16 protein-coding genes and 1 tRNA gene are annotated in these 16213 nt (G+C 58.2%); 14 read left to right on the forward strand and 3 right to left on the reverse strand.

Going from position 1 to position 16213, the window contains the following annotated elements:
• Window positions 1-36: 36 nt before the first annotated feature.
• From ACYJRZ_RS02675 to ACYJRZ_RS02690, 4 genes are all read left to right on the forward strand, one after another.
• The gene (locus ACYJRZ_RS02675; protein WP_459455821.1) at window positions 37-843 is read left to right on the forward strand and encodes an AraC family transcriptional regulator; all 807 of its coding nucleotides are present in this window, start codon (window positions 37-39) and stop codon (window positions 841-843) included.
• Window positions 844-924: 81 nt separating this feature from the next.
• Entirely contained in the window at window positions 925-1641 is a 717-nt protein-coding gene (locus tag ACYJRZ_RS02680; protein ID WP_459455823.1) for a B3/B4 domain-containing protein, read from the forward strand.
• A gap of 110 nt (window positions 1642-1751) precedes the next feature.
• Entirely contained in the window at window positions 1752-2981 is a 1230-nt protein-coding gene (locus ACYJRZ_RS02685) for an MFS transporter (RefSeq protein WP_459455825.1), read from the forward strand.
• A gap of 288 nt (window positions 2982-3269) precedes the next feature.
• On the forward strand, window positions 3270-4196 hold the full coding sequence (locus ACYJRZ_RS02690; RefSeq protein WP_459455827.1) for a LysR substrate-binding domain-containing protein: 927 nt from the start codon (window positions 3270-3272) through the stop codon (window positions 4194-4196).
• A gap of 13 nt (window positions 4197-4209) precedes the next feature.
• Here ACYJRZ_RS02690 and ACYJRZ_RS02695 read toward each other — a convergent pair whose 3' ends face one another.
• Window positions 4210-4602 (reverse strand): GNAT family N-acetyltransferase, encoded by a 393-nt coding sequence (locus ACYJRZ_RS02695; protein WP_459455829.1) that lies wholly within the window; start codon window positions 4600-4602, stop codon window positions 4210-4212.
• Between the two features lie 137 nt (window positions 4603-4739).
• Between ACYJRZ_RS02695 and ACYJRZ_RS02700 the strand changes: the two genes are divergently transcribed.
• The 4 genes from ACYJRZ_RS02700 to ACYJRZ_RS02715 all read left to right on the forward strand — a co-directional run bounded on the left by ACYJRZ_RS02700 (window position 4740) and on the right by ACYJRZ_RS02715 (window position 6668).
• Complete coding sequence (locus ACYJRZ_RS02700) at window positions 4740-5093, forward strand: DUF1428 domain-containing protein (RefSeq protein ID WP_459455831.1); 354 nt, start codon at window positions 4740-4742, stop codon at window positions 5091-5093.
• 80 nt (window positions 5094-5173) lie between these two features.
• Window positions 5174-5599 carry a secondary thiamine-phosphate synthase enzyme YjbQ gene (locus tag ACYJRZ_RS02705; protein WP_459455833.1) on the forward strand — a complete coding sequence of 142 codons (426 nt, stop codon included), beginning with the start codon at window positions 5174-5176 and terminating at the stop codon, window positions 5597-5599.
• Between the two features lie 178 nt (window positions 5600-5777).
• Window positions 5778-6083 (forward strand): hypothetical protein, encoded by a 306-nt coding sequence (locus ACYJRZ_RS02710; RefSeq protein ID WP_459455835.1) that lies wholly within the window; start codon window positions 5778-5780, stop codon window positions 6081-6083.
• Between the two features lie 246 nt (window positions 6084-6329).
• On the forward strand, window positions 6330-6668 hold the full coding sequence (locus tag ACYJRZ_RS02715) for a hypothetical protein (RefSeq protein WP_459455837.1): 339 nt from the start codon (window positions 6330-6332) through the stop codon (window positions 6666-6668).
• Window positions 6669-6792: 124 nt separating this feature from the next.
• On the opposite strand, the gene ACYJRZ_RS02720 is transcribed toward ACYJRZ_RS02715, so the two are convergent.
• On the reverse strand, window positions 6793-7536 hold the full coding sequence (locus ACYJRZ_RS02720; protein WP_459455839.1) for an SIMPL domain-containing protein: 744 nt from the start codon (window positions 7534-7536) through the stop codon (window positions 6793-6795).
• Between the two features lie 163 nt (window positions 7537-7699).
• Here ACYJRZ_RS02720 and ACYJRZ_RS02725 point away from each other — a divergent pair.
• Window positions 7700-7775, forward strand: a tRNA-Ile gene (locus ACYJRZ_RS02725).
• A 48-nt stretch (window positions 7776-7823) separates the two neighbouring features.
• On the opposite strand, the gene ACYJRZ_RS02730 is transcribed toward ACYJRZ_RS02725, so the two are convergent.
• Complete coding sequence (locus ACYJRZ_RS02730; protein ID WP_459455841.1) at window positions 7824-9605, reverse strand: hypothetical protein; 1782 nt, start codon at window positions 9603-9605, stop codon at window positions 7824-7826.
• Between the two features lie 771 nt (window positions 9606-10376).
• Between ACYJRZ_RS02730 and ACYJRZ_RS02735 the strand changes: the two genes are divergently transcribed.
• From ACYJRZ_RS02735 to ACYJRZ_RS02755, 5 genes are all read left to right on the forward strand, one after another.
• Window positions 10377-10607 carry a hypothetical protein gene (locus ACYJRZ_RS02735; RefSeq protein WP_459455843.1) on the forward strand — a complete coding sequence of 77 codons (231 nt, stop codon included), beginning with the start codon at window positions 10377-10379 and terminating at the stop codon, window positions 10605-10607.
• 91 nt (window positions 10608-10698) lie between these two features.
• A complete protein-coding gene (locus ACYJRZ_RS02740; protein ID WP_459455845.1) occupies window positions 10699-12459 on the forward strand; it encodes an ABC transporter permease in 1761 nt (586 codons plus the stop codon).
• A gap of 21 nt (window positions 12460-12480) precedes the next feature.
• Window positions 12481-13812 (forward strand): ABC transporter ATP-binding protein, encoded by a 1332-nt coding sequence (locus tag ACYJRZ_RS02745; protein ID WP_459455847.1) that lies wholly within the window; start codon window positions 12481-12483, stop codon window positions 13810-13812.
• Between the two features lie 513 nt (window positions 13813-14325).
• Entirely contained in the window at window positions 14326-15030 is a 705-nt protein-coding gene (locus tag ACYJRZ_RS02750; RefSeq protein WP_459456916.1) for an MgtC/SapB family protein, read from the forward strand.
• Window positions 15031-15148: 118 nt separating this feature from the next.
• The gene (locus ACYJRZ_RS02755; protein WP_459455849.1) at window positions 15149-16213 is read left to right on the forward strand and encodes a sensor histidine kinase; all 1065 of its coding nucleotides are present in this window, start codon (window positions 15149-15151) and stop codon (window positions 16211-16213) included.

A 16213-nucleotide genomic window follows, 5' to 3' on the forward strand; every position in this document is an offset into this window, starting at 1 on the left:
CTGATAGGGCGAATAGGCGGATGAGAGGCGCCAGCGATGAAGTCCGGTGAATTCAGGATATATCGTTCTTGCCTTGCCGGCATCGAGGCAGTTCGGGCCGAAACTGGCCATAGCTTCCCCAAGCATACGCATGACCAATTCGGCATCGGTATCATCGAAGCCGGCGCGCAGAGATCGCTGAGCGGGCGCGGGATGGTGCAGGCAGAGGCCGGAGACGTCATCAGCGTCAATCCGAATGAGGTGCATGATGGCATGCCCGTCGGCGAGAGCCGCGCATGGTCCATGCTCTATTTCGACCCTCAGCTGATCGGCGATCTGTTTCGCGATATCGGTGAGGGCAGGTTCGGTATGATGGAATTTCCGTCGCCTGTCATCCGCGACGGGGAGTTGGCTGGGCATTTCAGAAGCCTGTTTTCGCTTCTGGTCAAGGATGCGGCTGAAAATGTTCTCCTGCGGGATGGCCTGCTGCTGTCGCTCATTGCCGCCGTGATGCGCGAGGGATCCGGGGCCTTGCGTGAAGATGCCATTACAACTGATATCAAAAGGGCGCGCGAGCTGATCGATGACGATCCGGCCGCACCCTTGACCCTCGCCGAATTGGCAGAAGTATGCGGGCTGAGCCACTTTCGTTTCCTGCGTGCCTTCACCAAGGCGATGGGATTGACGCCGCATGCTTACCTCATGCAGCGTCGGATTCATGAAGCGCGCCGGCTGATTGCGGCGGGCACGTCCTTAGCCGAAGCGGCCTTTGCCAGCGGCTTTTCCGATCAGAGCCATATGACCCGCCTCTTCGTCCGCAATTTCGGCGTCTCGCCGGGCGCTTATGCGGCGGCGATCGGCTGAAGCGTCTGCAATTTTATTCAAGACCGGAGGACGGCGACCAGGTTTTCTGCTGTGCCAAGCAGATGCCTATCAGGAGGTGCCATGTTTTTCCGCCATTCGAACGAGATTTGGAGTGAGTTTCCCGAGCTGGTTCCCGGCGTATTGATCGCGGAAGGGGTCACCTCGACCGTCGATGTTGGAGATTGGATTGCCAAGTATCATGCGATTGCCGCAGACCGGCTAAAGCAAGGTCCTGAGGGCGAGATGGCTGAAATCCAGGTCTGGCGTCGTGCTTTCTCCAAAATGGGTTTGAAGCCGACGCAATATCGCTGCGCATCCGAAGCGCTGCTTCGCCGATTTCGTCAGGAAGGGTCGCTGCCGCGGCTGCATCCACTCGTTGATCTCTGCAATGCCATCTCGATCGCTTTCGCAATTCCCGTCGCCGTTTTCGATCTTGCGAAAATCTCTGGCAATCTCGAAGTGCGGCACGCGAGTGGCAGCGAAACCTATTTGACCTTTTCCGGCGAAATGGAGCATCCGGAGGTGAGAGAAGTGATCTTTGCCGATAGCGCGGGGCAGGTGCATGCCCGACGCTGGACCAATCGGCAGAGTGGCTTGTCAGCGGTACGCAACGATACGCGCGCGGTAATGATCGTTGCGGAAGCGCTGCACGAAATCGCAGCCAGTGATATCGCGAAGTTGATCGATGCGGTCGCAGCGGAACTGGCGGCCATCTGGTCGATCGAGGCCAAGCAGGGTCTTCTCAGCCTGTCATCACCGCGATTTGATCTATCGTCCGCGATGAATTTGCAACTGTAGCAAAAACGAGATTGACAGAAGGCGCGTTCAGGCAGAGCAGGGACTGTAGAATTTCCGACTGTCGAAAAGCATGTCTGCAAGCGCCCTGAGCCGGCAGACTAAGAAGGCTCATGGATACCCTGCAGAATCTTGACCGGCCAAGCGTGCTCGGCCACCCCGGCTATCGTTCATTCGCTGCGTCGCGTGTCTTTTCCTCGATAGGCTTTCAGTCTGTCACGGTTGCCATGGGCTGGATGATCTACGATCAGACTCATAGCGCTTTTTTCCTTGGTCTCGTCGGCTTCTGTCAGTTCCTGCCTATGGTCATCCTGACCTTTGTCGTCGGGCATGTCGCCGATCGGTTCGATCGCCGCCGCATCGGCCTTGCCTGCCAGCTGATCGAGGCGCTGACTGCGCTGGTTCTCGCTGTGGCCGTCTGGCAGCATTGGATAGGTCCCGCCGGAATTCTGGCCGCCGTTGCCGTTATGGGTGCAACGACCGCCTTCGAGCGTCCGACCATGGCAGCGCTTTTGCCCAATATCGTACCGTCTTCGCTGCTGCAGGTTGCCATCGCCACCTCCACCTCGATGATGCAGACGGCCTTTATCATCGGGCCGTCGCTGGGCGGCTTGCTTTATGGCGTCAGCCCTGTTGCGCCATTTGCCGTTTCGGCCGCGCTGTACGTCATTGCCAGCGTCAATGTCATCTCGATTCGCCTCGAACAGCGACAAGCTCCATCTCGTGAACCGATGACGCTGAGTTCGGTTTTTGCCGGTGTCTCCTTTATCAAAAGCCGTCCGGTCATGCTGGGCACGATCTCGCTCGATCTTTTTGCGGTGCTGCTTGGCGGCGCCACGGCGCTGCTGCCGATGTTTGCACGCGACATCCTGCATGCCGGACCCTGGGGGCTCGGCCTGTTGCGCGCCGCACCAGCCATTGGCGCGCTCGCCATGTCCATCTGGTTGGCACGCCGGCCGCTGCAGAGCGATGTCGGCAAGAAGATGCTGTTTGCGGTGCTCATCTTTGGGGTCGCCACCATCGTCTTTTCGCTCTCGAGCAACATCATCCTCTCGGTCGCCGCGCTCTTCGTCGTCGGCGCCTCGGATACCGTCAGCGTCGTCGTACGCAGCTCGCTCGTACAGCTCTTGACGCCTGATGCCATGCGTGGCCGCGTCAATGCCGTGAATTCGCTGTTCATCGGCACCTCCAATCAGCTCGGGGAATTCGAGTCCGGCATGCTTGCGAGCGCACTCGGACCTGTCCTGACCGGCATCGTCGGCGGTGTCGGAACCATCGTCGTGGTGCTTCTCTGGATGCGCCTCTTTCCGGATCTGACCAGGGTGAAGACGCTCAGAGGCTAACGATCTCCATCTTTGGATCGCTCTTCCGCGAGGTTGCTTAGGCCGACATCCCGCAACAGATGTTGGTTTGCCTGAGGCAGCATGTCTCGCTTCCGGGTATTTTTCATATACGATCGCCATTCCCTGCCGCGTTGACGGATCAGGAGCCGGACGACGCACGCTCTCCAGCTTATAATATGAAGAATGTTCATCTATCTATGACCTCGAAGTGCTTGGCCAGCCGATAGATGCGCTTGGGATAGAGTGATGTATAATGAATCTCTGCGCTGTAAAGCATGAGGGATTTTCATGGGAAAGAGGCCGTTACCACCGCTTTCGGTGCTTCAGACATTCTGCGCCATCGCTGAGACCGGCGGTTTCAGCCGAGCCGCAGAGCGGATAGGGCAGACGCAGACGGCGGTCAGCCACCAGCTTGCGCAGTTGGAAGGATGGATCGGCGGGCGCTTGTTCGACCGCGGCCGAAATGGGGCACGGCTGACCCCTTTGGGCGCCCGCCTGCATCCTGCAATTTCAGGCACGATCACCGAACTGGAGGCGGCGCTGTATCAGGCACGCGCGAGTGTTGCGATTCGCAGCGTCGCCGTATCCGTCTCGCCGGAGTTTTCCAGCCAGTGGCTCGCCGTGCGACTGCCGGATTTCTGCCAGCGTTATCCGGACGTGGAAGTGAAGCTGGCCGTCGGCTACCAGCGCCCGGATTTTCAGCCTGGAGGCACCGATCTTGCCATCTGGCTCGGCCGTGCCGATGTCGGTCTTACGCATGAAGAACTGCTGACGGACGAAGAGTTCGTCGTCAGTTCGCCAGAACTCTCCAAACGACTGCCGTCGCGCTGGGCCATAAGGGCTGCTCCGCTTCTGCGTTACTCCGGCATGCGGCACACGATTCTGGATTGGCAGCGCTGGCACGAGCAGGTCATTGGCGAGAGCGGCAGCGAGGATGGAATGCATTTCGATATTGCGCGGGCTGTGGAGGAGGCGCCTCTCTTCGACTCCTTTGCTGAGATGCTGGAGGCTTGCCGGCAGGGGCGTGGCTTTGCTCTAGTGCGAAGCTCATTGGTGGCGCGCGATCTCTCCGAGAAAAAGCTGGTCAGGTGCTTCGTCGAGATGCAGCCGGCTGCTGCCAGCTATAATCTGGTCTATCCGCCGACGGCCTTGCTCAATCCGGCTGCGGCCCTGTTCCGCAACTGGCTGCTCGCGCAAAGTCGCGCATCCGGCTAAGACCGGCATTCCGTCAATCTCGCAGACGGATCAGGCCGGCCGCCGTCGAGGCGAAACCAAGTCCTCGATAGAAGCCGGTGAGATGCGGTTCGAAATCGACATGCAGCCATTCGGCTCCGCGCTCGCGAGCCAGGTTTTTCGCCCGTTCGACGAGAGCGCTTGCGATGCCTCTCCGCCGAAATTCCGGATCGACGCAGGTATCGAGAATGAAGGCGTGAATGCCGCCATCCCAGGCGACGTTGACGAAGCCGACCAGTCTTGCGCCAGCGAATGCGCCGACATGGGCGAGGTTTCGGGAAAGGATGGGCTGGAAATCCCGTGGATTGGGACTGTTCCATGCGGCCGCCCACAACGCATTTAGCGCCTCATTTCCCAGATCCGGATCATCCCTGTATTCCATAGCCATTAGCATCCCCTCGCGTGATCCTTCGGCTCATTCGTTCCGACCGCTCGCAAGGCGTGAGGAAAATCACTGCCGGCGATGTCGGATCTTGCCGCCCTCAATCGTCCTTTAATAGCGAACATAGAACAGAGGAGGCAGAAATGTCCTATGTCGATGGTTTCATCGTCGCCGTGCCGAAAGATAATATCGAGATTTACAAGGCTTTAGCGCAAAGGGCCGGGGAGGTCTGGCGGGAATATGGTGCACTCAGCTATGTCGAGGCCATAGGCGACGATGTGCCCTATGGCGAACTTACCTCTTTTCCGCGTGCCGTTCAGGCAACGGAAGATGAGGTCGTGATGTTCTCATGGATCACCTATGAATCACGGGAAAGCCGTGATGCGATATTGGCCAAGGTCATGGCCGATCCCCGGATGAATGACGAGATGAAAAACATGCCCTTTGACGCCAAGCGCATGATCTATGGCGGCTTCAACATCGCCATCGAGCTTTAATCCCCAGCAGTGGCCGGACTTGACATTCCGACCACTCGCCCGACCTGATGCGCATCGCTACCGTCATGTTCGGGGATGCCATGCCGCAAACCGTTGTCACGCTTTCAACCCATGGTCAGGGGCTCTATGAATTTACCGATCAGGCGGCGGAATTCGCCCGCACAGTAGCGGCCGGCGGTGAGGGGCTTCTGACGGTCTTCGTTCGACACACCTCCTGTTCCCTCCTGATTCAGGAAAATGCCGATCCCGACGTGAAGACCGATCTTAAGGCCTTCTTCAGCCGGCTCGTGCCGCCATCCTCAGACCCCTCGATGCGCTGGATCGTGCACACGATGGAGGGGCCGGACGATATGCCGGCGCATATCAAGGCCGCGCTGATGCAGGTCTCCATCGGCATTCCGGTGACGAATGGTCGGTTGGCGCTCGGCACCTGGCAGGGCATCTACCTTTTCGAGCATCGCGACCGGCCGCATCGCCGAGAGATCGTGCTACATTTTTCCACCTGAGTTTCATCCGCCGTTGCGTCAACTGGTTGTTAATCGTCATGAATACAATCTGAACGGCCAGTTCGCGTTCGGTTCAGCTTGGCCGACCTAACGTGGCCCCAATCCCGAGGCACTGCCGATGGTGAGGCCAATAACGGGATTACAACGATCCGCAGCAAGGATTTGAAGGAGAAACACCATGACCAATCTTTTCGCCAAGGCAGGTATTGCAGCTCTCGTGGCATTCGGCGCGATGTCCGCCACTACCATGACGGCATCGGCCAACGACTTCCATCCTGGCATTCAGCAGGCTCGCTATGATCACCCGCGCGGTCGCATGTGCTCGCCCCGTCTCGCCGTCGAAAAAGCACGCGACATGGGCCTGCGCCGCGCCCGCATCGACAATATCACGCCGCGCCGCGTCGTCGTCGAAGGTTTCGGCCGTCGCGGTCCGGATCGCGTTGTGTTCGCCAATGCGCCGGGTTGCCCGTTGATTCGCCGCTGATTGCTGCCTAGTGAGGTTTTCCACATCTATGTGATGAATTTGAAGCCGCCTTCAAAAGAGAGGCGGCTTTATTTTAGGACTATGCTACTATCGGCCCTCTGGTTTCCCCTTAGCGTTCATTGTAGCTGAGTAATGGATGAATGGCTGATTCCGAGCTCATTCAGCATGTAGCCCTTACCTCTCGGGCGCTCGTTCAGCACTTATCGCTGGCATGAGAGGAAGGCTTTCTGCTTCACGGAGAACACAATGAGACAAATGCTGGCAAAGTTGGGGGTCGCTGTCTGTGTCGCAGTGACTGCATTGTCGGGGACTGGGGATTTTGCCTCTGCCCAAGGGGTGGATATTTATGTGAACCCGGGCCGTCATCGCCCACCACCGCCGGATTATGATCGTCCGCCGCCGCGTTTTGATCGCCGTGGCTGCGATCCCCGTCAGGCCGTAGATGTTGCACGCAGTTATGGTCTGCGCCGCGCCCGCGTTGTTGATGTGACGCCGCGCCGTGTTATCGTTGATGGCTTCGGCCGGCGCGGTCCGGATACGATGATCTTTGCCAATGTTCGCGGCTGCCCGCTTCTGGGCCGCTGACAATCAAAACGGACGCATCGAGCGCCCGTTTTTCGTTCTCTGACCTTTTCGCCTTTGGCGGGGGCCGCGGAACCGCCCTTTGCACGATCCGATGGGATCTGAGCGAAGGGCGGTTTTGTTTTGTTTACTGCTGGATCGCGTAGGTGATGCTCACCGATGCATTGTATTCGTTCTCGCCGGTTGCGACGGGTACGGCTTTGTCCATCGGGGCCGCGGCGGCCATGCTGCGCATATAAGGCTGCGGCGGGGCTGCAATGCCACCTTCATGGATCGCGATAACGCGGCCGAGTTTGACACCGGCGGCATCCGTCAGGGTCTTCGCTTTGGCGGCGGCGTCAGCGACGGCCTTCTTGCGCGCTTCTTCGAGCGCGGTATCCGGCTTGTCGTTTGTGAACTGAATATCGCCGCCCTGGTTGATGCCGAGCTTGACCGCCTGGTCAAGCAATCCGCCCAGCTTGGAGAGATCGCGCACGCGAACGGTCAAGCCGTTCGTCACCTGATAGCCGTTCAGAACCGGCGGCTGATTGTGGCCGTCCTTGTCGTTCGGATAGGTGTACTGCGGCTGGATCGAAAAGCCGGAGGTCTGCAAGTCGCGCTCGGCAATGCCGCTTTCCTTCAGCGTTGCCAGCACGGCACCCATGGCTTTGTTGTTCTGATCGAGAGCGTCCTGGGCTGCCTTGGCCTGTTGAACGACCGACAGCGTCACCACTGCCATATCCGGTGCGATCGCCGCATGTCCCTCGCCGGTGACGGTGATGACCGCCTCGCGTGGCTTGCCATCTTCGGCAAAGGCAGCAGCCGCCGGCACGAAAAAAGTGGCGCTGACAAGAGCGGCAAGAGCAAAATCTCTGGTTTTCGTCAGAAGCATGGTTCGTTCCTTGGTTGATAGTCCCTCAAGATGAGCTTTTGCGGATTCATTGTGAAGGTATTACGGCAGTCCCTTGTCGGAAAACAGAAATTGGGTTAGAGCCAAGTCGGCTCCGGAGAACCATTGCTTCGGAACCGCACGCGCAATGTCTTTCATTGCGCCCGGGCCTGTAGCTCAATGGTTAGAGCCGGCGGCTCATAACCGCTTGGTTGGGGGTTCGAGTCCCTCCGGGCCCACCAATCCCCACCTAAGGGATTGAAATTGTTGATTCTAGAAGGATTCGGCGTTCAAAATCCTGCCTTTTTGAGACCTTCCCGATACAGGTCCTTGTGCCATTGCTCTTTCACGGCGACGAGCGACAGCCATTCATCGATATCGAAAGCAGGATTGCTCTCGAGGACGCGCCGAACGAGTGCGCGGGCTTCATCCTGATTGCCGAGCATTGCCCAGCTTGCTGCGGCAAGTCCGTCTGCTTGCTTTGGATCGATCATTCGGCTGATATAATCGAGTGCCGTCTGGAACTGCTTCAGGGCATAATTCGCTCGGGCAGCGATCCAAAGGTAGTAATCCGGATTGATGGGATTGAGATCCATGGCGAGCTGGATCTTTTCGAGAGCCAGACCGGGCCGGGAAAAGTGGACCAGTGTGTCAGCATGGTCGGCAATAATATCGGCGTGATGCGGACTGAGGGTTTCCGCTATTTCCAACGCCTCCAGGCTATTGTCGATAGAACCGAGAAGAAGCTTGGCGATACCAAGTTCGCGGTAGCCGTCCGACAAATCGTTGCGAACGGAGATGGCGCGTTTGGCTAAATCCTCGGCCGATTTCAGCAGTTGGTGGTTACCGCGCGGGGTTAGCAGCCACTCCTTGGAATAGGTGCGGGCAAGGGAACTGAGGGCCGGTACAAAACCGGCGCTCTGCCGCAGGGCGGCTTTCAACTCTTTGCGGGCGCGCGTCAGGTTGGTCAGGGTAGGGCGCTGGAGATATTGCAGCCCGACAAGGTATCGATGATACGCGGCGGAGTTTTGCTCAAAATATATGCGCGTCAATTCATGATGCTTGGCCTCCGCTATGGAAGTGCGCGCGATCTCCTGCGAGATTTTGCGCTTGAAGCGCGCAAGATGCGGCTTACCGAAGGAGAAGCGCTCTGCCCACAGGATCTCTCTGCTTGGCAATGAGATCAGCTGTGTAAAGAGTGTGGGATCTTCCTTCGGCCCCCTTAATCGGGTCTTCAACACGTAATTGATGTCATATCGCTCGAAAAGCGCGGCTTGATCGCCACTCTGGCGGCCGATCTGAGCAGCGGAGTAGGGGGCGATCACACGCAGACCATGCAGCGCGCTGAAGCAAAGGGTGATATCCTCGATCAGGGAAGATGCGAGCATGGTCACCATATCGTCGGGGCGCCCGCCGACGGGCGGTAACAATACGAGACGTGGGATGCGCGAGATCGTCCGCGGAGAGGTGTCCTGGTCGGACATGGCCGTCGAATGCGGCTCAATCGCCGATCTTGATGAGTGAGAGGACGCCTGCAGGATCGCCGGCCATGACGAGGCGAGATCCTTGCGCTGCGTAAATATGCGTTTGAGTTGTTCGAGGCCCCCCTCGGCGTCGAAAGCCTTCAATAATATACGATGAGTTGCAATGTCGTGCGGCTCGGCTTCGAAAAGAAGGAGAGCCAACTCCTTGATGGACGCGACATCGTCGGTCGATATCGGAAGCTTCACCGCAGCGTCCAGCGTTTCCTTCAAGATCGCAAAGTGGCGCCTTCTTTCGCCCTCGCGCCAGTCGATAAAGGTTCTGGTCTGACAATTGGCCCGTTCCATGAACTTCGACTGCAAGGCCTCGCTCAAGCGAGCAAGGCTCTTTGCCGGAGCCTTGGACGGGTCTATGTGGGTCGGGAGGATGTCGCTCTCGAGCGAGCCGGTTGCCAGGTAAATATCCGCATCGTCAAAGATTAGAAATTCGGTGTTCAGTTCCGACTGTCGGCTCTTGATACGGGACACCAGCTTGCGAAGATTTGTCAGCGAATTCGCTAAGTCACCGTCACCCCAGAGAAATCGCGCCATGTTTGTTCTGCTGACCGATTTTCTATCGCTCGTGAGCAGATAGGCGATAATCAGAAGCGCTTTCTTCGGGAACGTTATTTGGTATTCGCCGCCATCCAGAAGAGCGATTTCACCAAAAGTTCTGAGTAAAAATTTCATCGCGCCTTCTGTATTGCTTCGGATATATAATCGCGGCCGTCTTTCGCGCTCCGTCTGGATAAACGGCGAAATGACAGTGGAATCGATTATATATTCCTGATGCAAGGCACGAATATTTGCAAATGAACTGTTCTCGAGCTTCAATTTTGAAAGTTATTGTTGCACAAAAGCTCAGTTTTTCGGCATTCAGTTGATGTCTGGCGAGCTCGTTTGAGATGCCGGTTCGTTAAGAAAACAGTGCTAATCAGCTAAATTCCGTCTTCCTCGCCGCTGAAGTCGTGACTTCAAGTAAGGTCAGGATTTTATTGCCCTATCGGTCCATTCACCAAACAGAGCATACGGCTTATACTTTGGTATAATGGCGGTGCACCATCGCCTGATTGACCGCTCACTACGGCTGTGACACTACGGCCATGTCTTCGCAACGTCAGGCGAAGGCTTACGAAACCAACTGATCAAGAAACCAATGGACAGCTACCCTAGTCGCTGTCCGGTTGCGGCGGTATGCTGCGTCCGGACGGTTCTCGCAACAACCTGGACCGCTGCCGGCATTCGCCGGGTGAGCCTCGGTCGGGCCTAGCCTGTCCGGCTCGCCCTTCGGATCTGTCGTCAGGTGGGTCGAAGAGGTGAGCCATGAACAACATCGTTCTTTTCCGCGGACGCAGGTTCGCACCCAATTTTTCCACTCCAAAAACCTTCGCGGTTTCGATCGGCAGCCATCTGGCTGAGCGTTCCGTATCGCCGCAGCGTCCGCGTCTGATCGCTGTCTGGCACATCAATTCCCATACGGGGAAGCTTGAGTGCTTTTGGACGACCGAGGGCGAGCCCTCCCTCGACGAGGATGGCAGCCGTCGTGCGGCCTAAGCTGTTCCTTCTCAAAGAAGTCCCCGCGGCGTCGTAGTGCGGCGCCTATGTCGTGCCTGGCTAAAAATTCCTGTTTTCAAAGGGTTATTACATGGTTTTCCTTGCTAACGATCAACGCGGGCGTAGTGCCGCTGCTGTGTTGGCGGGTGCGCGTATCCTGCCGAACGGCTATGATCTTGCCGCCTTCGCCTTCATTGCGGCCGCTGCCTACCTCGCGCTTCACGGTATAGCCGAGATGCGCGCGCCGCTGGCCGGTCTCTCCGCGGCACCGCTGTCGCTCGATCCCGCCTATCTGCCCGAATATGCCCTGCGGACGACTTTGCGGATGATGGCGGCCATCGTTGCCTCCCTCATCTTCACCTTCGTCGTCGCAACGCTTGCCGCAAAGAGCCGCCGTGCGGAAAAGATCATCATTCCGGCTCTCGACATTCTGCAATCGGTGCCGGTGCTTGGCTTTCTGACCTTTACAGTCACGTTCTTCATGGGCCTCTTCCCCGGAAGCCAGCTGGGAGCGGAATGTGCTTCGATCTTCGCGATCTTCACCAGTCAGGCATGGAATATGGCCTTCTCCTTCTATCAGTCGCTGCGGACGGTTCCGCGCGATCTCGATGAGGTCAGTCGTGGGTTTCGACTGTCGAGCTGGCAGCGCTTCTGGCGATTGGAGGCTCCTTTTGCCGCACCCGGCCTTGTCTGGAACACGATGATGTCGATGTCCGGCGGCTGGTTCTTCGTGGTCGCATCCGAAGCGATTACGGTCGGCGATACAACCGTGCAGCTTCCCGGATTGGGCTCTTGGCTGGCGGTTGCCATCGACAAGAAGGACTTCGCCGCCGTCAGCTGGGCTGTGCTCGCCATGGCAGTCGTCATCCTTCTTTACGATCAGCTGCTTTTCCGCCCGATCGTCGCGTGGGCAGACAAGTTTCGTTTCGAGCAGACGGCTGGGCAACAGAAGCCGCGCTCCTGGGTCTATTCCGTAATCCGCCGTACGCGCCTCCTGAAATATGCGAGCACGCCTTTTGCCATCATGTGGGGCCGGCTGATGCTTCTGCGGCTGTTACCGGCCTCGCGTGCCGTCGCAAAAGAGCGGGGCGGGCAGCGAGCCATCAGCTGGACTATCGATATCGCCTGGTATGCGCTGATCGCCGTTATCGGTGCCTGGAGCGTCGTGGACGCGGTTTCCTATCTCAGCCAGACGCTCTCCTGGGGCGATGTCTGGATCGCTTTTGCCGGCGGGTTCGCAACGCTCATTCGCGTTGTCGTTCTCATTGCGGTCGCCAGTGTCATCTGGGTTCCGATCGGTGTCTGGATCGGCCTGCGTCCTGCGGTCGCCGAGCGTGTTCAGCCTTTGGCGCAGTTCCTGGCGGCGTTTCCAGCAAACGTGCTGTTTCCCGTTGCGGTGGTTGCCATCGTAGCGACAGGCGCCAGCCCGAATATCTGGCTGTCGCCGCTTATGGTCCTTGGCACACAGTGGTACATCCTGTTCAATGTGATTGCGGGTGCAAGCGCATTTCCCACCGATCTGCGGGAAGCATCGTCGGTCTACCGGCTGCACTCGTGGACATGGTGGCGGCGGGTGATGCTGCCGGGAATATTCCCTTACTACATCACCGGCGCATTGACCGCTTCCGGCGGCTCCTGGAACGCCAGCATCGTCGCCGAACTGGCGAGCTGGGGCAACACGAAACTCGAAGCTTTCGGACTTGGTTCCTACATCGCGAAGGCGACGGCAGCGGGTGATTTTCCGCGAGTGATCCTTGGTATCGTTGTCATGTCGATCTTCGTAACCCTCTTCAACAGAACGCTCTGGCGGCCGCTTTACGTCTTCGCCGAACGCCGCATGCGCCTCGATTAATTCAAGATCGGAGAACCGAATATGGAAAACGCTGTCATCTCCAAAAAGCTCGATATTGTAAAAAATGCACCGCTGGTCTTCGCCAAGCAGGTGTGCCAAGCCTACGACAAGGGAGCTTCCGGGTCGCTCGTTGTGCTCGAGAACGTCGATCTGCAACTTTATCACAATGAAATCGTTGGATTGCTCGGTCGTTCCGGCTCCGGAAAATCAACGCTATTGCGTGCGATTGCCGGCCTAATCCGCCCGAGCAAAGGCGACATCACCTTCGAAGGTCGGCCGGTCGTCGGCCCCAACTCTGATGTTGCCGTGGTCTTCCAGAGCTTTGCGCTGTTTCCCTGGCTGACCGTGCTGCAAAACGTCGAGCTTGGCCTGGAGGCGCAAGGCGTTGCCTCCTCCGAGCGGCGCAAGCGCGCGCTGGCAGCCATCGATCTCATTGGCCTCGATGGTTTCGAAAGCGCCTATCCGAAGGAGCTCTCGGGCGGCATGCGCCAGCGCGTCGGCCTTGCGCGGGCGCTCGTCGTCCGTCCGAAGGTGCTGCTGATGGACGAACCCTTTTCGGCGCTCGACGTGCTCACGGCAGAAACGCTGCGCACGGATCTGCTCGATTTGTGGTGCGAAGGCCGGATGCCGATCGAGTCTGTGCTGATGGTAACCCACAATATCGAGGAGGCCGTGCTGATGTGCGACCGTATCCTGATCTTCGGATCGAATCCCGGCCGTGTGATTGCGGAGATCCATGTCGATCTGCCGCAGCCGCGCAATCGTCTCGATCCGGCCTTCCGCATGCTTGTCGAAGACATCTATGCGCGGATGACGGTAAAGACCGGTGCACCGACGCGCGAAGGTCTTTTCCCCGGCACCGGCATTGCCATGGCCCTGCCACGCGTGTCGACCAATTTGATGTCCGGTCTGATCGAAACGGTCGCCGCTGAGCCCTATCGCGGGCAGGCCGACCTGCCGCCGCTCGCGGCCCATCTGCATCTCGGTATCGATGATCTCTTTCCGGTCGCCGAAACGCTTCAACTCCTGCGTTTCGCCGATCTGGAAGGGGGCGACATCAAGTTAACGGCGCCGGGACTGCGTTTCTTCGACAGCGATGTCGACGAACGCAAGAAACTCTTCGAACAGCATCTGGCAACCTATGTGCCGCTGGCTGCACATATTCGCCGCGTGCTCGACGAGCGGCCGACCCACCGCGCGCCTGCGCGGCGCTTCCGCGATGAGCTGGAGGACTACATGTCCGAGGATTACGCCGACACCACGCTCAAGGCTGTTACGAACTGGGCCCGCTATGCGGAATATTTCGCTTATGACGAAAACGCGGATCTGTTCACGCTGGAGAACCCGAGTTGAAACCTTCAGCTGAAGCGAATGTGAAAGGGTCGCCGCCTGAGGCGACGACCGATCCCCTTATATTTCTGGATTTGACAGGCCGCCACGGCAGAGCTTAGCGCACGAGATCCGGCAGATCGCCAGTTTATGGAGTCTGACGACGCGCAGCCTGTCTGGCTGCGGGACGGATTGACATGCCCAGAGACAACGAAGAACTCGGTAGTTTGCTCGAAGTGCTCAACAGGAACAAGTTAAATGGGTCGGAGAAGGGAAAGCGCCGTCGTCTCCAGACACGCTTCAGCGCACGGATAGCGCGGCTGAAGGATCTTATCGGCCTGGTATATATGATGGCGCTTCTCTGGGGCGCACATTGGCTCATGCGATCGGCCACGCACCTATTCTTTCACGGGTTTCTGTCAGCGAACCGGACGCGCACATTGCTTCGCGAGGCAGCGCGCCTCAACGGGGCGAGCCTTGCCGTTCTCCGACGCCGCCAATACCGGCGTCTCTTCAACCACTCTGCGGGAAACGACAATCATGACCGTCGCACTTGATCAGGTTGCTCTCAATTTGAGTACTGCTTTCGCTTTCGGTGCCGTCATTGGCTTCGAGCGGCAATGGCGGCAGCGTCTTGCTGGCCTGAGGACCAATACACTCGTGGCCTTGGGAGCGGCGATCTTTGTCAACTTTGCGGGTCTCTTCCCTGCAGACGGAAGCCCGACCCGCGTAGCGGCACAAGTGGTTTCCGGTATCGGTTTACTGGGAGCGGGCGTCATCTTCAAGGAAGGGCTTAATGTGCGTGGCCTCAATACTGCTGCGACGCTGTGGTGCTCTGCGGCCGTCGGCCTCATGGCCGGTGCCGGCTACCCACTGCATGCCTTGATAGCGACAGCATTTGTGATTGTGGTCAATCTGGCGCTACGGCCGTTGATCCAGTTCATTGCCCGTCAATCCATAGCGACGACAGAGCTGATCGTGCGATACACTGTGACCGCGATATGCAGAAACGAGGGTGAGGCTCATGTTCGTGCGCTGATGCTTCAAGGCTTAGGTTCCGCCAAGCTGCATCTTCAGCAGCTCGACAGTGTCAACATTGAAGTCAGTGACCGCGTCGAGGTTACCGCAATCGTCACCGCAGAGCATCGCGATGATGCCACACTGGAGCAGATTGTCGGGCGGCTGAGTCTCGAAAGACTGGTGAGCGCGGCGCGCTGGCGTGCCGAAACTCTCATCGAGTGAAATCTGCGCTGAATGAAAGGCATATCGGTGAGGGTGGCGGTTGTCACAGAGGTTCAGGTCAGGCAATTTTCCATCTACGGACGCAATACCGCGAAAAACTGGTGCGGGGATGCAAGGGATGAGGCGCGAGTTTCTGAAATACCTATTTGAAATGCCCTTGCTTTGGCTCGGTATTGCGGTTCTTGCCGGTCTCATTTTCATCGGCGATACGATCACCGATCTGGAGATTGCCTTTGCTGTTTTGTATGTGTCCGTCATCTTGCTGGCCGTCTATTCTGGGCGGACCGGGGCTATCGCGATGGTCGGGATCACATGCGCTGCCCTGACTGTTATCAGCTATTTTCTGACGAGTCATGGCGCTTCGCAGGCCGGGCTGATCAATAGCGCTCTTAGCCTTGTTGCGATAGGCGCAACCACTTATCTGGCAATCAGGATCGAAACGCTTGATGCCAAAGCGAGGCAGGCACAATCGGAGCTTGCGCGCATGTCGCGCCTCATGATCATCGGCGAGCTGGGCATGTCGATAGCGCATGAGGTCAGCCAGCCGATCACCGCGATCGCCGCCAATGGCAATGCCGCGCTTCGATGGCTATCCGCAACACCTGCTGATCACGACGAAGCCCGTCGGGCAATCGAGCGAATTGTTTCGGATGCAGGGCGGGTGGGCGATATTATCGGCCGCGTCCGGGGACTTGTAGCGCGCTCGGCACCGTCCACAGATACGATCGATCTGGTCGATGCGATCAACGATGTGTTGGAGCTCGTTCGCGGCGAGATTCGCAAGAGCCAGATCCTGTTCCGTGCGGAATTGGCGGGCGATCTGCCATTGATGGCCGGTGATCGTGTCCAGCTTCAGCAGGTGCTTCTCAATCTCATTATGAATGCGATGGAAGCCTTGGCGGAGGTAGAGGCGGAAACGCGGGAGTTGCTGGTCAGCGCTGCCGCGGACGAACGGAAGGTGACCGTCAGCGTGCGCGATACCGGCAGCGGCATCCCGGCCGAAAGGCTCGACAACATATTCGAAGCCTTCTACACGACCAAGCCGAAGGGCATGGGGATGGGGCTTGCCATCAGCCGGTCCATTATCGAGGCGCATGGCGGGACCATTTATGCCGCGCCGAATTTTCCGCGCGGAGCCGTCTTCGGTTTCACCTTGCCGTTCGGCGGAAAGGCGAAGGGGTAG

The organism is Rhizobium sp. No.120, from assembly GCF_054558365.1.

Excerpts from the sequence above, each read along its gene's own strand:
- ACYJRZ_RS02675 (WP_459455821.1), top strand. The coding sequence starts at position 37 with ATGAAGTCCGGTGAATTCAGGATATATCGTTCTTGCCTTGCCGGCATC.
- ACYJRZ_RS02680 (WP_459455823.1), top strand. The coding sequence starts at position 925 with ATGTTTTTCCGCCATTCGAACGAGATTTGGAGTGAGTTTCCCGAGCTG.
- ACYJRZ_RS02685 (WP_459455825.1), top strand. The coding sequence starts at position 1,752 with ATGGATACCCTGCAGAATCTTGACCGGCCAAGCGTGCTCGGCCACCCC.
- ACYJRZ_RS02690 (WP_459455827.1), top strand. The coding sequence starts at position 3,270 with ATGGGAAAGAGGCCGTTACCACCGCTTTCGGTGCTTCAGACATTCTGC.
- ACYJRZ_RS02695 (WP_459455829.1), bottom strand. The coding sequence starts at position 4,602 with ATGGCTATGGAATACAGGGATGATCCGGATCTGGGAAATGAGGCGCTA.
- ACYJRZ_RS02700 (WP_459455831.1), top strand. The coding sequence starts at position 4,740 with ATGTCCTATGTCGATGGTTTCATCGTCGCCGTGCCGAAAGATAATATC.
- ACYJRZ_RS02705 (WP_459455833.1), top strand. The coding sequence starts at position 5,174 with ATGCCGCAAACCGTTGTCACGCTTTCAACCCATGGTCAGGGGCTCTAT.
- ACYJRZ_RS02710 (WP_459455835.1), top strand. The coding sequence starts at position 5,778 with ATGACCAATCTTTTCGCCAAGGCAGGTATTGCAGCTCTCGTGGCATTC.
- ACYJRZ_RS02715 (WP_459455837.1), top strand. The coding sequence starts at position 6,330 with ATGAGACAAATGCTGGCAAAGTTGGGGGTCGCTGTCTGTGTCGCAGTG.
- ACYJRZ_RS02720 (WP_459455839.1), bottom strand. The coding sequence starts at position 7,536 with ATGCTTCTGACGAAAACCAGAGATTTTGCTCTTGCCGCTCTTGTCAGC.
- ACYJRZ_RS02730 (WP_459455841.1), bottom strand. The coding sequence starts at position 9,605 with ATGGCGCGATTTCTCTGGGGTGACGGTGACTTAGCGAATTCGCTGACA.
- ACYJRZ_RS02735 (WP_459455843.1), top strand. The coding sequence starts at position 10,377 with ATGAACAACATCGTTCTTTTCCGCGGACGCAGGTTCGCACCCAATTTT.
- ACYJRZ_RS02740 (WP_459455845.1), top strand. The coding sequence starts at position 10,699 with ATGGTTTTCCTTGCTAACGATCAACGCGGGCGTAGTGCCGCTGCTGTG.
- ACYJRZ_RS02745 (WP_459455847.1), top strand. The coding sequence starts at position 12,481 with ATGGAAAACGCTGTCATCTCCAAAAAGCTCGATATTGTAAAAAATGCA.
- ACYJRZ_RS02755 (WP_459455849.1), top strand. The coding sequence starts at position 15,149 with ATGAGGCGCGAGTTTCTGAAATACCTATTTGAAATGCCCTTGCTTTGG.